The sequence below is a fragment of the Pseudovibrio sp. Alg231-02 genome (genome assembly GCF_900143565.1).
Classification (GTDB): Bacteria; Pseudomonadota; Alphaproteobacteria; order Rhizobiales; family Stappiaceae; genus Pseudovibrio.
The window spans coordinates 1-15,503 of the sequence record NZ_FREX01000023.1 but is presented as its reverse complement, the minus strand read 5'-3'; the positions used below and the strand labels follow the sequence as shown (position 1 = coordinate 15,503).

Sequence of the window (15,503 nt, the reverse complement as noted above, 5' to 3'; positions counted from 1 at the left end):
ACCCGGGACCGTGTGTGGCGGGTAGTTTGACTGGGGCGGTCGCCTCCCAAATGGTAACGGAGGCGCGCGAAGGTAGGCTCAGAGCGGTCGGAAATCGCTCGTTGAGTGCAATGGCATAAGCCTGCCTGACTGCGAGACTGACAAGTCGAGCAGAGACGAAAGTCGGTCATAGTGATCCGGTGGTCCCTCGTGGAAGGGCCATCGCTCAACGGATAAAAGGTACGCCGGGGATAACAGGCTGATGATGCCCAAGAGTCCATATCGACGGCATTGTTTGGCACCTCGATGTCGGCTCATCACATCCTGGGGCTGGAGCAGGTCCCAAGGGTTTGGCTGTTCGCCAATTAAAGTGGTACGTGAGCTGGGTTCAGAACGTCGCGAGACAGTTCGGTCCCTATCTGCCGTGGGTGTAGGAAATTTGAGAGGATCTGTCCCTAGTACGAGAGGACCGGGATGGACGAACCTCTGGTGGACCTGTTGTGGCGCCAGCCGCATTGCAGGGTAGCTATGTTCGGAATGGATAACCGCTGAAGGCATCTAAGCGGGAAACCAACCTCAAAACTAGATATCCCTTGAGAGCCGTGGAAGACCACCACGTTGATAGGAGGCATGTGGAAGAGGGGTAACTCTCGAAGCTGAGCCTTACTAATAGCTCGATTGATCTTGATCACTCCCATTAAGCTATAATCATAATCGACAAACACGTAGATTTGTCGCTAACAAAACAAAGCTAAAACTTGGATAACAACATTGGCGCCTTAAAAAGCGCCATCGCAGACCAGTTCATAAGTCAGTGTGACTTATTCCTGCCCGGTGGCTATGGCGGGGCGCCCCCACCCGATCCCATCCCGAACTCGGAAGTGAAACGCCCCTGCGCCAATGGTACTTCGTCTTAAGACGCGGGAGAGTAGGGCGCCGCCGGGCATGAATAATACACACCGACAAATCTCTACAAAATAAAACAGAACAAACACTATTTACCGCGGGGTGGAGCAGCCCGGTAGCTCGTCAGGCTCATAACCTGAAGGTCGTAGGTTCAAATCCTACCCCCGCAACCAAAATATGATCGTAAGATCAACAGCATAACAAAAGCCCTGAGCCAATCGCTCAGGGCTTTTTGCGTTCGCGTCAACACCACGTCAACAAAAGACATGTTCGCCAGCAGCTTACTCAGTAGATGTGGGTGGGAAATGACGATCGCAGTCGCGGATCAATACAGGTGAGGGCTTCCAAGGTAGGGCGGTGAGTTACTTGCTACAAAGCGTGCCCGTCGTCAAATGAAGTGGAACTGATTAGGCTTTTGAATAATGGAGTGCTTGGCCCGTTGTTGTTTTGATGTTATGCCGCTTTTGCGTGGTAGTTCAAGCTGCGATTGAGCAGAGTTTTACGTTTGATCTCACTGCGATGTTGTAAGATGTTGTCGCCCCGTCCCAGATAAGCATCGGCAGGGGTAATGTTGTTCAGGCTCTCGTGGTAGCGATGGTTGTTGTAATGATCAACGAAGGCCTCAACTTGCCGCTCCAGATCCCCTTGTAGGTAATAATTCTCCAGAAGGATGCGGTTCTTCAAAGTCTGATGCCAACGTTCGATTTTGCCCTGTGTCTGCGGGTGATAGGGAGCGCCACGAACATAGGCCATATCCTTGTCCCGGAGCCATTTGGCCAAGTCTGATGAGACATACGAACTGCCATTGTCAGAAAGCAGTCTGGGCTTGTGAATGACTTTAGCGCTCTCATAGCCGGAGGTGTCCAGTGCCTTTTGCAGCGTGGCGGTGACATCCTTGGCCTTCATGCTGGTACACAGTTCCCAGGCGATGATGTAGCGTGAGAAGTCATCGAGTACGGTGGACAGATAGAACCAGCCCCAGCCGATGACCTTCAGATAGGTAAAATCCGTCTGCCAGAGCAGGTTGGGGCCGTAGTCTTGTCCTTGAACTCGTCTTCGGCCTTGATTACCACACAAGCTGGCGAAGTGATCAGATCCTTGGATTTGAGTAGGCGGTAAACAGAAGCCTCTGACACAAAATACTCTTTTGTGTCAGTGAAGCGTACGGCAAGCTCGCGAGGTGACAGATCCGGTTCCTCCAGAGCCAGCTCAACAATCTGATCGCGAATGGCATCAGGGATGCGGCTCCAAACCTTCGAGGATCGGTGTACACGGTCTTCCAGCGCCTCGACGCCACCCTCAAGGTAGCGGGCATACCAACGGTAGAATGTGGTACGGGGAATGCCAAGGGTTGTCAGAGAGTGTTTGACCGGCAGGTGGGAATTCTCGACCAGACGAATAATCTCGGCTTTCTCATGGGCGGGATACCTCATATGTCGTCCTCCCCATCGTCCAGCATACTTTTTTTAAGAAGCCGGATCTCCAACGCTTGTTGAGCAACAACCTCTTTTAATTCTCGTGATTGTTTACGCAACTCTTTGACTTCGCCCGTATTGGCCTGGCGGGTGGTGTCTCCGGTGAGACGTTTTTTGCCAGCCTCCAGAAATTCCTTGGATCAGCTGTAGTAAAGCCCTTGCGAGATGCCTTCCTGACGACACAGCTCGGCAATGCGGTCTTCGCCACACAATCCTGCAAGCACAATGCGGATCTTCTCTTCTGCAGCGCTGCTGGTCCTTGTGTTTTGCCCCATTCCTTACTCCTGTCGTCGTGATCATGGGCCAAAACACTCCCTTATTCAAATCCGTAAGCCTGTTCCATAGGTGCTGATGACAAACAAGCCACCCGTGGGCTCGAGCACCACGGACAGGCCTGGCTTCAGTTGTCTCAGGAGTTCGCGAATGGAGCGAGAGGAATTAGCAATCACCTGGATTGTCTGTTTGTCATCCTCGTTCCATTTCAGCGGGCTTCTAAATATTCTAGTTCAATGCCCAAGAAACATAGCGAGAGGTGGGGGGGGAATGTTGTTGGTGTTGGGCGGCTTTGTAGTCGCGAGGGGAAATCTTGTATTCCTCACGAAAGGTTCTTGAAAAGTGGTTCGCGCTTTTGAAGCCGCAGGCAGATGCAATTTTCTGGATCTCTATTGAGGAATCGCCAGTAATGAGCTGTTTGGACTTTGCAAGCCTGAGGCGCTTCAAGCTTTGTATTATCCCGCCATGCTCTTCAAACAGGCGATAGGCTGAGGCACGGGACAGCCCGATTGCTTCGACTAAACTGTCGCTGGTCGCAGCAGAGTTCGCTATTTGTGCAACAAGAAGCTGTTGTGCTTGCCTAAATTGCAGGAAATTTCGGTTCTCAGTTGTCAGACGATGGTCCTTATCACGTGTAGACCCAACTATGCTGCCGACAAGATCAACAACACAACTGAGTAGCCGAGAAGAAATCTTCTGATCAAACGTCAATGCATTGACACGCAGCTCTTCAATTATGCTGGACAGAATCGAAAACTCAGCGCGACTTCGCGAAATCTTAAAACTAGGGTAGCTTACTTCCGTATCAAGAAACTGAGAGAAGACATCTCTTCTAAGCACAAGTGTTGTGAGTTCGTAATCATTGTGAATAACAGAAAACGGAACCGTCATATCATGGAAAATTAAATCTCCTGAGTTTACCTGCTCAGTGTTTCTGAATGAATGGATCTTGGTGTTTTTTGCTTTTCTGAACTGCTGGAAATAAAAGAAATCCAAATTATCCTGGCCAACGCGTAATGCATCGCGTTTGAAGTCGTGAGAGCTGGCACGGATATCTCCTAAGACAGCTCCTTCGAACAAAGTAGCTGAAACATTCGCTTTGAAATTTACAGGATTTTTGCCCGAGGAACGACAAAACACAGCACCTGCAATTTTGTCACTGAACTCTTCCCAGTGGTTCCAGCCTATGCTTTGAGGAGTGCTATGCGAGAGCAAACGAAATGGTGTTTGCATTTTTTCAATCACGACATTTAATCCGAAAAACGATAATTCTATCAATTGGTAGGAATAATTTTCAAACCCAGAAAATCATATGGGTTATTACTATCGTGAAATTATCCGATTAATCAAATTTTAATTTAATTAATCGGATAATTTATCTCTATGTCGTGTTTGCTTTCTTTAACAAAGGGTTCTGAATACTTCAGATTACAGAGCTACAAAACTCACTTTTCAACTACATCAGAGCTTTGCAATCAGGTTTACGAAAACGCCGGAGGTACGATAATCCAAATCTGTCAGATCTTCGGAGACTTGCCCCCATTCGTAACCGACCCCCAACTTTAATTTCTCACCTATGTGTCGATATGCACCAAACAGTGCGCCTGTAGCGACTGTCTCAGTTTCAACGCCATACATAACTCGGGCTTCAAGCATTGCATCCCAGTTCTTCACCAGATGCCAGTTGAGACGTGCGATCCCCAAATGCGCAGAGGAAGCGTTGAAATTATTTGTTCCTCTTTGAGCAACTTCAGAAATACGATAGCCATACTTGCCACCAAGAGTAAGGCTTGAGGTTAAGTCATAGTCAAGATCGACTGAAACCACGTGACTACGCTGTGCGTCTCCCTCATCAGAGCCATTAAAGGTAACTTGGTCTGCTCCCGGAAAGTCATGAAGGTAGGAATACTTGAACAGTAAATTGAATTGCTCGCTCAGCGTTGGGCGTATAGCGTATCCCAGTGTTCCTTTCACATATTCTCCGTCACGAATGCTATCCCCCCGATTTTCAGAGATTAATGCGTTGAGATTTCCAAGCAAACGCGCATTTACATTTTTGCTGTAGCCAAAACCTGCTTTGACAGCATAGGTGTCCGCCTCTTCATCCCGATCGTCACCGCGATCTCGCCGATATTCAAACCGAGCATTAGAACTGAACTTTTTCTCTTCCTTGTAAGAAGCCCCCAGGGAGAATGCATCTCGATCAATATCACCGTTGTGCTTATCGCGGACTACACCGCTTTCAACGGTCCCGCTCACACTCCAAAGTGCTGTCGGCTTGTAGGTAACACCAGCAGTACGGGTTGAAGCATAACGTTCACCAAACAAGTCAAAAGTTGTCTCACCATAAGAACTGAGCTTCTCCGAGTGCTTGGTTTTGGAACCAACAACAATCTTTCCATTATCACGTCCGTGGAGATCATAACCATCAAGACTACGCGTTGGATCCAGCGTGTAGCCAACATAAATCTCTTGGCCGTTAGTGGGCGCATAGGTCAATCGGGATGTTGCTCCCAGACCAGTCGTACCATCTGAGAACTCTGCTGCAACTGTCAGTTTTTCGTTGATTTGCCACTCTGCACCTGCGCCAACGCGGTCATCACGCGACAAACCACCGCTTTGATGCACAGTTGCTTGTCCTAACAACCAGGTTTTGAATGTTTCTGTCGGTTGATAGGAAAGCCGACCATTTGCGTCTGTGCGTTTGCCTGTTGCATCCTCGTCTCCAATGCTTTTCTTGTCTTGATATTCAATTCCAGCATCAACAGACCAACGCGCGCTCATTTCATGCGAGACAATAAGTTTACCACTTCGCTTGTAGTCACCCCGATGTTCCTGGAAGTTTTCTGCAGCAGCACTCAGTTTACTGCTCTCACTCAGTTCAACAGATAGCTTCCCGCCAATCAAAACTTGATCTTTGGTAATGCTCTTATTCAACGTTGTGAAACCTGCCTCAATGCGCTCAAAATAAAGGTCTAACGCCCCTTTTTGTTTCAGGTTCAAGTCTACAAAGTCTATTTGACTATCAATACGATAAGCGTTTGCTCGATCTCCATTAGCAGCAACCTCATCTGCAAGTGTCAATCCGCCATCCGACGAGACGGTTCGACCAAATCCAGGTCCTTCTGTTTGTGCGACTTCAGCCTCGATAAAACTGCGTGGCGCAAACTCGAATCGCAGATCCGTGCTGACCATTTTCTGATCAGCAGTGCCAGTGCTCTCTTTCATTCCTGTTACACCGAAACGCAGTTGATCGGTCAACCAAGCCTCTGCCCGACCTCCTAGAGAGAAGCCGTCAATATCACCGGTTGTTGGAGTATATTCATATTGCACGACCAGATTTACGTCGTAATCACCACCCGCGGATGGAATAAGATTTCCCACTGATGAAGCTGAGCTCAATGGTTCAGAAAGTGTGATTACACCTTGCAGGTAATCTAGCTGGTAATCTTCACCAACCTGCAACGCCTTTGTTGCAATGACACGACTGGTATCGGGATCAACCACTTCAATTATGACGGTTTCTGATTGCCCATTCACATCCTGACGAGAGAGGAAGTAAACAGAGCCACCAGTTCCTCTCAGAATATCCGTCTGTGGCAGAGTTTCTGGTTGCGCAGCATAAGTGACGACATTTAGTCGGGGCTTTCCGTTTTGGGTGCGGGCAGGCAAAGCGGTTCTAATCTCTGCACCATAGAGACTTCTGGTATTGGAAAGTAGTCCGCCGCTTGAGACATCAGTTTTAAAGTCTCCCCAGAGTGCACGCGTATCGCCTCTTTCAGCCCGCAAATACACTCTGCCCGAGGTCGGTGTATCGTCATAGCTACTGCTATCATCACCATAGGTCGGATATAAGTCATCGTCCGAAAGGCGATCCAACACAGATGTTGGATCTTTTTCATCCAATCGCTGGAAGATTTCCTCAATATCACCTTCGCCTGTATCAGCTGATGACGTGATTGACCAACCGCTTTGTGTCTTACCAGAGACATAATAAGCAACACGACCATCTATATAGTTTCGTTCGAAATCAGGCGTGTTGCTTGATTGCTGATCCTCAATCCGATGTCCTGCAGTAATATCAAGAATTCCAACGTAGTGCCATTGAGATGCAGGGATCTCTATGGGACGGATCAATGACTCTCGTTTCCCTTGAGAGCTGTAGCCCACTTCAACCAAGGCTGCGCCAGCTGGAAGGTTTCTTGTAACAGAGAAGGCGCCATTCTCACTGGCAGGCACACTTTCATTCATTACAGTTACTGGCTCACCAGCATCAGCAGTTCCAAAAACGGTTACGACGCCACCCTGAAGAGGTATGTACCTTTGTCGGATGGTTCCATCACGTTTGCTCTCAGAAGGCACATTAGTTGTTTTAAGCGTAGTTTCAGGTTCAAAAACTGAGTGCGCATAGCTTTCGTCATATCGCCCCTTCTCGTCATAAACTCGCAGAACGTAACGCAGAGCATCCTTTCTGGCGATGGGAGGCTTCCACCTGACAGTACCATTGACCGGTGCCGGAACAATCTCGAGCAACTTGTTTTGACGCGACGTACTTTCAAATATGCGAATTTCAGCTCTGTTTATGAAAGCGGGATAATTAGCCGAAGTAGAGAAGACGACTGTCTCTCCTGCATGGTTCTCATTGTGCTTACTCTGCACCTTGGCACCGAGTGTCCGAACAGGATTAATACCTTCGAATTTCACCTGAATTCGTGCCGGAACTCCAACTGTTTGAAGATCAATCTCACGATCATTTTTTTTGTTTGGTTTCGGCTCTTCTGCTCCCGCCATAGAAATTGAAAAGCCTTGGGCTGACAGATCATCGTCCAGTGCATTTTGCGCAAAAGCTGCATTACTAAGAAGTGTTGCTACAGCTATAACCGACACAGATTGAATTAGTTTTGGCACTCTTGTGCCTTGATTTACAATTCTCATATCGGCCGCCATCAATTGCTTTTTTGGGAAAGTGATTGTTCAAAGGTCGGGGTCTCTTCACCGCGTTCCGTCCAAAGGTCGGACAGATAAGCCTCTACGCGGTTTAAATGAGCAAGAGCCTCCACAGTTTCCCGAGAGTCCTTCTTTTCCGACAGAAAATAAGTGAGTTCAAAATGTACAGGCCCGTAAGCCAAGTTTTCGGCCAATCCACTTAAAGCTTTCTTGAGTAGATTAGATGGTTTCCCGTTGATGAAACCATCGGCATTCAATCCAATTTTGCTCACAGGAGCGCGTGTTGCACCAAAATTCAGCTCTGTCATCTTACCGGGAGTCAGGCGTACAACTCTCGGGTTTTCAGTCGTGACGCGATAGCCGGCAGGAAGTGTTCGTGTGTCCAGCTTCAAGATGAAGTTTGAACCACGATCTTTCGGGAGCATAGCGCAGGCCACGTGGAAGCGACCGTGCTCATCTGTCGTAATGACGGTTCCATCAACTCCCGTGACTTTTACTGCAGGTATCCCGTACTCAATGACATCATCTTGAGGTGGGTTCTGATATCCGTCGCGGTTTATGTCATCAAACACTTTGCCGTAGACATCACCGCAGTCAAACACATGCTCTGGAAGGATTGAGACTGTTGCCTCTCCCTGCCTTCCAAGAAGCTCACCAGTCTGAGAGTTTCTTAATCGCCCAACATTTGTATGATCTCCCACATCAGCAGTTACGAGAACTCGGGCAGATAACGTGGCAACAACCGTCGCTTTAGGCGAAACCTTAAAGCCTGAGAAAGTCACGATCCGACCTTCAACATCAGGAAATGCCTTGACCCCATCCAGTTTCGCTGAACCTTCCACAAACACGAAGTCCGCAGGCAAAATATCAACCAAGTCTATCGGTCCTGCCGAAACCGGCAGATGGTTGATGATTTTCAGGGTGTAAGGAACAACAGCTCCACGCATGACCACATTGCTGGATGTGGTTTTGCTCAGGCTCAGACCACTCTCATCAACAACGGGTGCAAGCAGGAGCTGAGTTGGGTCATCAACGATGTTTCCATCAACGTCATCTCCATCATCAGACAGGTCATCTATATGAGCTGGTGTGCCTGCTCCTGCTGGATATACCGGTAGTCCTGTCGCGAGTACCTGATAAGAAACGCCACCTTCATCAATCGCAAGAACCGTCAGATCATACGTCGCTTTGTAGGTTGCAATCTCCCCACGCTGCAAAACACCTACTGCCGAACCGAGCGATGCGTTTTCAAAGGTTGGCCCACTATCAAGCAGCAGTACGTCTTCATTCTCGAGCGTTTTAAACGTGTCAGAAAACGAAAGGTTGCGTACTTCTGTATTTCCCTTGTTCTCAATGGTTACGGTGTAATGAACCGTATCGCCAAGACCATCAAAACCATCGCCATCGTCAATTAGTTCATGGGTTACAGTCGCTTCAATTGCATCAATTGGTGCTTGAATAACAGTCTCTGTCGCTTCTGCGCATACAGTCGGATTATCCTTTCGGCAGATACGGTAAGTGAGTTGATATGTTCCAGCCGCACTGCCTGATGCCAATTTAATGGTGGCGTTACTTGTATCGAGAGTGAGTTCTGCTGCCTTGCTAACAATGCTCAAGTTCGCATTGGTCAAAGTTGCAGGATCGGTCCCGATCAGGTCAGAAGCTAGAACACTTGAGGTTGTTCCACCATCAGTCGTAAACGACCATGGAACTTCTGAGTTTGCTTCAATAAAGACAATGCTAGTCGTCTTGGTATCGGTATCGTCAACCGTTAACACCGGGCTGCCATAACTGCCTGTTGTCGTCGCAGAGTTTGTAACTGACTGTGCTGCAACATCTGCATTCATCAGCAAGTATTCGCCTCTAAAGCTACCTGTATCTGTCTGCAAAGGAGCGAGAGTGATCGGGCCTCCAGTCAGAGCAACCCCAGTGAGTGCATTGGAGATAGTAACGTTTGTGAGTGTTACACTCCCCTTGTTTGTCACTGCGTAGTGGTAGACAAGCTTCTCACCTGCTTTTGCAATGCTCTGTGTTAACTCAGAGGTATCAGCTGTTAGGACAAGGTCAATTTCAGGTGCGATGTACAACGGAGTTTCAACCGGGCCATCATTGGTGTAGGCGGTTCCCACGACATCTGTCACACTCGGTGCAGTCACTGCCTCAGCTTCGACTTGTGCAGTGTTTATGATTTTAAGGGCATCCAGATCGCTTTGTGTGACCGGGTAACTTGCAGTGAATGCAGAAAGGACTTCTGCACCAGGCTGAATTTCTAAAATTGCAACTGAGCTCAGACCTTCAACATTAGATCGAGTGTCCGTCACTCGGACATTTTTCAAAATCACGTTTCCAGTGTTTTTGATGTTGTAAGTGTAGAGTACTTTATCTCCCACCTCAGTTGGGTTCTTAACCAAGCCGGCATCAGGAACTGCAACTAACGCGACTTCAGGTCTGCGCGTTAAAGGTGTCGTCAGTGGCGTGTTATTTGAAACAGCTGTACCTGATACATCATCAAGAGTGAAACCGTAGACATCAGTCGCCGTTACACTCGATGAATGAACCACTTCTCCTGCTTCGATATCATCCTGCGTCAATGTGTAGACGCCTGTGTATCCCGAGTTTATCGCGCTATCACCCGGCAATTTTTGAGCCAGAGGTGAACCAGTTAAAATCAGACCGGTTTTAATGTCTACAATTGCGATGTTCTGAAGACTGATATTACCTTTTGAACTGGAGCTGGATCCCTTTCTGGAATAAATTTCATACTCGTACGTTATAGTATCACCAACTTTTGCCACTTCGGTGCCGGTGTTCCAACTTGGTGTCGCCGACATAATCAAAGCAAGCTTTGAGCTATAACTCGGAGCAACAGGAGTAGGGTCTTTTTCGGTGTCTTCCGTCGGGTTGTTGTCACCATCTGGATCTGGATTGCTACCGTTATCACTTAAATCCGTGAGCAAGTTGTAGGTTGTATCAATCTGATCAGAGAACTGACCTTCTGCAGCAACCGTTGCTTGTAGTTGATATGGATTGGGATAGGATGCTGGCCCTGGTCGTATAGGTTGAACTCTCACCTGAACTTCCACGTCGCAACGGGCCTTTGCTCCTATTGCAATGCCACTGAGAACAGATGCATCACCCTGACCATTGTAAGCGGCATTATATCCACCACAACCGCTCGCTGAACTTGAGGGAACGGGACTATCTTGCGGTGCTGCAGTAATTGTAAAACTGCCCGCCGCAAGTGTGTCTGTTAGTGGAGTTCCCAGAACAGCATGGTTTCCAAATCGTGGCTCTGCACCATTGAGAGGCAATGAAATGCTAACATTTTCAATAGGTTCATCACTAAAATTCTCCAACCGCATGACAAGTCGAGTTACGAAAGAGCCATCTTCTCTTATTTGAGGATAGGATGTCGAATACTCGTCCAGTGCGATACCAATACGGGCCTGCGGCAAGACCGAGAAATTGTAGTTTACCGCTTTGGAGTCTTTCACCAGTTTGATCACTGAGAGTTCGCGAACTCCTGATGCAATCCCGTTGTCGGCAGGTATAGATGTGTGTACTGGAGTACTGGTACCATTTTCTTGCACTTCCCCGACAAAGGAAAGCTTATCAAGCAGGAACTTGCTTCCGGAAACATCTTGCCTGCTTACAGCGTATGTCCCTCGTTGAAGATGACTAAACGTGTAATCACCATTCGCATTGGTCGTTGTCGTCTTTGATACAGCTTCGCCGTCAAATGCGGTGCCGGACAAAGTAATCGTGATACCACCAGCACCTTTATCATTTACGTTGCGAGGATCTGGGTCATCAAAGTTGTCTCCATCATCCCCAAAGTCCATGAAGACATTGCCTGAAATTGATGAGCCAACAACGATAACATTGCCTGTTTTTGTGTTGTTGTTGTTGTCGACATCGCGAGAACTTGTCTCGAGCTTAGCGGTGTTAGTCAACGTCTTTGGGAAGGATGAAATGTTATCAGCGTAGACTGGGAAAGTAATCGCGATTTCAGATCCTTTTTGAACGGTGCCCAACGAACATTCAAAGGATCTGGCATTCGAGGCCACTACACAGCTATTGTTGCTTGCAGCCCCGGAGGTAACAGAGATGATAGGGGTAACAGCGTTGCCACCCACAAAGTACATATTAGATGGAAGTGTATCTTTGATCACTACATCATCGGCTTCCTGAAATTGGGCTGCCAAGGCAAACTTCATGATAATCGTATAATCAAATGGTTCGCGTAGATCTACTTTCGCAAGACTTGGAGTTTTACTGAACACTTCACCATCAACACGGGTGCGCACAGTTGTTGTTTCATCTTCTGTATTGTTACCTGCAAGCCGATCAACCCCATTTGAAATAGCAGTTGATGAAAGTATTGCGGTACTGGACGTTTGCCCTTTTGAAACCGCTTCAGCCGTAATCTTGAGAAGTTTTGTCTCTCCGCTATTAATACGCTCGAATGTACAAATCAAATTTTGCCCTTTGGAGCCGATGGCAGGTGGCGTCGGGCAGGATGCGCCGTCTGGATCAACTGCTTGATAGGTCAAATGATCCGCTGGAAGGGCATAAGTTATTGTCACATTTTCAGCAAAGGACGGACCGGCATTGCGAACAGTTACATCAAAGTGCATTGTACTACCGATGTCGATCGGATCGACGTCATCCTGACTGTTTACAATCAGATCAAAGTCAGGATTGGCTTTCTGCGTAGTCGTCAAAGAAGTCTCGTCATTGGCTGAATCCAGGTCCAGAGTACTGGTCGTCACCAAAGCAGATGTTACGAGGCTGAAGTCGGAAGTTTTTTCGATTGTCTCAAAGTAGACATTTATGGTCTCAGTTGCCCCTGCTGGAATAGTTCCAAGATCACACACCAGCTGATCATTACTTCCCGCCAAGATCAAATCATCGGCTGCAGGCGCTGTGCTGCACGTTGCACCAGATACACGTTTGAAAAGTACGCCAGCAGGGAGTGTTTGAGTGACAATGGAGTTGTCTGCTGCGTTTAAGTACCTGCTGGAGGTCGGATTCCTAACGCTGACTTGATAAAAATACTCACGCCCGGCAATCGGCGATGAGGCAGATGCTGTAATACCAACCTCAATATCAGTACGCTCAAGCGTTGTGTAATTTACACTCGCGTCTTGATTGTTTGGTACAGTATCTGGAACATCGCGTCCCACAGCACTGACATTATTACTAAGTGTATTTGGGGATGCAGATGGCCCGTCACCTGGCAATATTTTTACCGTAATTACAGGACAATCTGCGCCAGCTGTACACTGAGCCAAGCTTTTAATGGTACACGTAAGTCGCTGAGAACGTGTGCCCGTACTTGTAAGACTACAGTCAGCATCATCAAAGCCTGTAGCATGAGGACCGCTTGTAACAACAAAGCTTTGAAGGCCATCTCCCGAATTTCCAACACCACTATTCAAGAGGTGGGTGAAAGTATCGGTAATAAGTATATTTTTGGATGTACCACTTCCGTTATTGATAACTTCCAGCACAACTGTCTGCTCATCTCCGGTCGCTACCGGATTAACTAGAACGCGAGTATCGACGGTTATGTCAGCAGTGTTAGGGACTGTGTAGCTTGCTACTGTAACATCATCAGTGTCATCACTGTCCGGCCAGGTTTGAGCGTGAGCAGATGCGGTATTAGTGATGTCACCTTCCTGCGTAAATCTCACATCCAACGTCAGGGTTGGTGCGGATCCTCCTTTGGGAAGAGGCGCTCCAGAATAATCTATAGAACACGTCAGGTTTGGAGCATTTAGCGGCGCAGATGGAGAGGCCGCAGGTGAGCATGTCCAATCTGAACCTGTGTAACCACGATACTCCACACCTGCAGGCAGGCTATCTGCAACGATAATCTTGCCTTCGAAGACTTCCCCACCGGTATAATCAGCATTTTCAATGAACTCGATATTACCAGTGTTCCTAACAGATATGCTGTAAGTGTAATCCAACTCATTACCCGGCTGGCTGACCACGACGTGGTCATTCGCAGCAAGCACACCGCTGTTATCTGAGGCAGATTTGCTGATTGACAGTGAAACATTGGGCCGCTGCAAGTCTTGGCGAATGCTGGCTGTGTTGTTCGTCGTGTCTAAATCTGCGGGGCCGCTTGAGGTGATTGTTACGCTGGTGTCAACATCCTCTTGGATCCTATATGTCAGCGCGGAAGGATCATCGAGTACTTCAAGATCAAACACGACTGAGCCCAAATCAATGTTCGTTACACTGCTCGACAAACCTAGGTGAGGTCTCTGACAAACAAACTCCCTGCCAGATAACGAGCAAGTCCAACCTCCCGTTGGGCTGGTCCAGCCTGTACCTGAGATCCCATAGCCTTCAGGAATAACGGTTCGAATTTCGAGGCCTTCTGGACCATCCCCCTTGTAAGCAGAGGTGATTGTTAATTCATTGGTACGGCCCAATACAGCTGTGCCATTTGCAGAGGCAGATACAGAAACGTCTGTTCCCAATGAGACGGCAGTCGTTGTAGAAGCGGTATTGTTGCCATCAACAACATCTTCATCTCGTGGCGCTTCAACAGTACCAGAAATTGTAATACTCGGCTCTGAACCAGCAGGACCGCCGGCCTGAGTCACAATCCCAGTAAATACGGCCGTATGTTTGGAAGGATCTGGGTCACTTTCGGTACTGGGAACAATATTGCTATAAAATGTACAACTATATCTATCCGCCATGAGACCGCAGCCGGATGGCAAACTCGTGAAATGTAAACCGTTTACAATTGGAACAGAGAGTTCCCATTTATTCGCTGCATCAGGCCCTCTGTTGGTCGTTGTAAAGGTATAGCTTACTTCGGATGTCGATGCGGCTGAAGCTGGCCCGCTCACAGAGAGTGCCAAATCGGTTTGGTCTGGTTCATCAGGGACGACAATTCCGGGCCCCGCCGCGATTGTTGTCGGCTCCGAATGAGAGTTGTTATCTACAACAGGGTCATTGACGGTAGGAACTTCAGAATAAAAATTGATGATACGTGACGAGCTATACGCCTCATTGGCACGCATTGTGGCGGTGAATGAGATACTTTCAAAAGCCACCAGAGATGGCACAGTACAGGAAACAACATTCGGTCCATCAACCGGCAATGTACTCCCGCAGATTAACCCCGAGACTTCCACAAGTTGTATCTCCGTCGGAACTGTGAGATTAATTTGCGTAACAGGTGCCGCTCTGTTTTCGCTGTCAGTCGGCTCATTTGTGACGGTTATTTCGTATGAAAAGTAGTCGCCGGCTTTCGGTGTATTTCCTCCGGCAGACTCTGCATTGTCTTTAACGTTGAGAACCCAGTCATAAGTGTCCATTGGCGCCGCCTGAACAGATGTACCGCTCAAGAGCAAAGCTGCCGAAAAAAGCTGAAATAATGGAACAAAGCACTTCAAATAGCCGTAATGAGCAATTCTCACGAGAAATATCTCTTCCTAGAGTTACATTCATTTTGGCTAAAATTGTATGTTGTAAATTATTTCAATTAAACAATGAGTTAGTGAGATTAACCACTTGAGACAAGTCGTTAACTATGAAGGCCTTGCAACGACTGAATTTGAGACATATCGACAAATGCAATGTGGATATTAAGTTTTGATTTTGGGAGGTAGGCTTGATGTTAGCGAATACTTAGGTGACTCGGATCTTGATGTCAGAGATGGCTCGGGAAAATTGAACAGGCGATATAAGTGGATTTTCGGTCTGTAATTTGCTCTTATGGCTTTACAGGAGAACCGACTATGGCGCGCCGTCCCAGACGCAATCACACATCTGCCTTCAAATCCAAAGTAGCCTTGGCGGCCATTCGAGGCGAGCAAACCTTGAGTGAACTTGGTTAACACTATGATGTCCACCCGAACCAGATCAAGCAATGGCGGGATCACCTGCTAGAAGGTG

General features: G+C 47.8%; 3 protein-coding genes, 1 tRNA gene, 2 rRNA genes and 1 pseudogene. 3 read left to right on the top strand and 4 right to left on the bottom strand.

What is annotated here, in order from left to right; genetic code table 11:
- The 3 genes from DHN43_RS26905 to DHN43_RS26895 all read left to right on the top strand — a co-directional run.
- A 23S ribosomal RNA gene (locus DHN43_RS26905) occupies positions 1-670 on the top strand; the annotation flags it as partial.
- Between the two features lie 139 nt (positions 671-809).
- A 5S ribosomal RNA gene (rrf, locus tag DHN43_RS26900) occupies positions 810-924 on the top strand.
- Positions 925-981: 57 nt separating this feature from the next.
- Positions 982-1,058: transfer RNA gene (locus DHN43_RS26895), tRNA-Met, on the top strand.
- 280 nt (positions 1,059-1,338) lie between these two features.
- Here the strand turns inward: DHN43_RS26895 and DHN43_RS27495 are convergent.
- The 4 genes and pseudogenes from DHN43_RS27495 to DHN43_RS26870 form a co-directional block, all read right to left on the bottom strand.
- Positions 1,339-2,635, bottom strand: a pseudogene (locus DHN43_RS27495) (IS3 family transposase).
- A gap of 226 nt (positions 2,636-2,861) precedes the next feature.
- A complete protein-coding gene (locus DHN43_RS26880) occupies positions 2,862-3,878 on the bottom strand; it encodes an AraC family transcriptional regulator (RefSeq protein ID WP_159097018.1) in 1,017 nt (338 codons plus the stop codon).
- Between the two features lie 216 nt (positions 3,879-4,094).
- Positions 4,095-7,568 carry a hypothetical protein gene (locus DHN43_RS26875; protein ID WP_159097017.1) on the bottom strand — a complete coding sequence of 1,158 codons (3,474 nt, stop codon included), beginning with the start codon at positions 7,566-7,568 and terminating at the stop codon, positions 4,095-4,097.
- 11 nt (positions 7,569-7,579) lie between these two features.
- The gene (locus DHN43_RS26870; RefSeq protein WP_159097016.1) at positions 7,580-14,953 is read right to left on the bottom strand and encodes a DUF7507 domain-containing protein; all 7,374 of its coding nucleotides are present in this window, start codon (positions 14,951-14,953) and stop codon (positions 7,580-7,582) included.
- Positions 14,954-15,503: the final 550 nt, after the last annotated feature.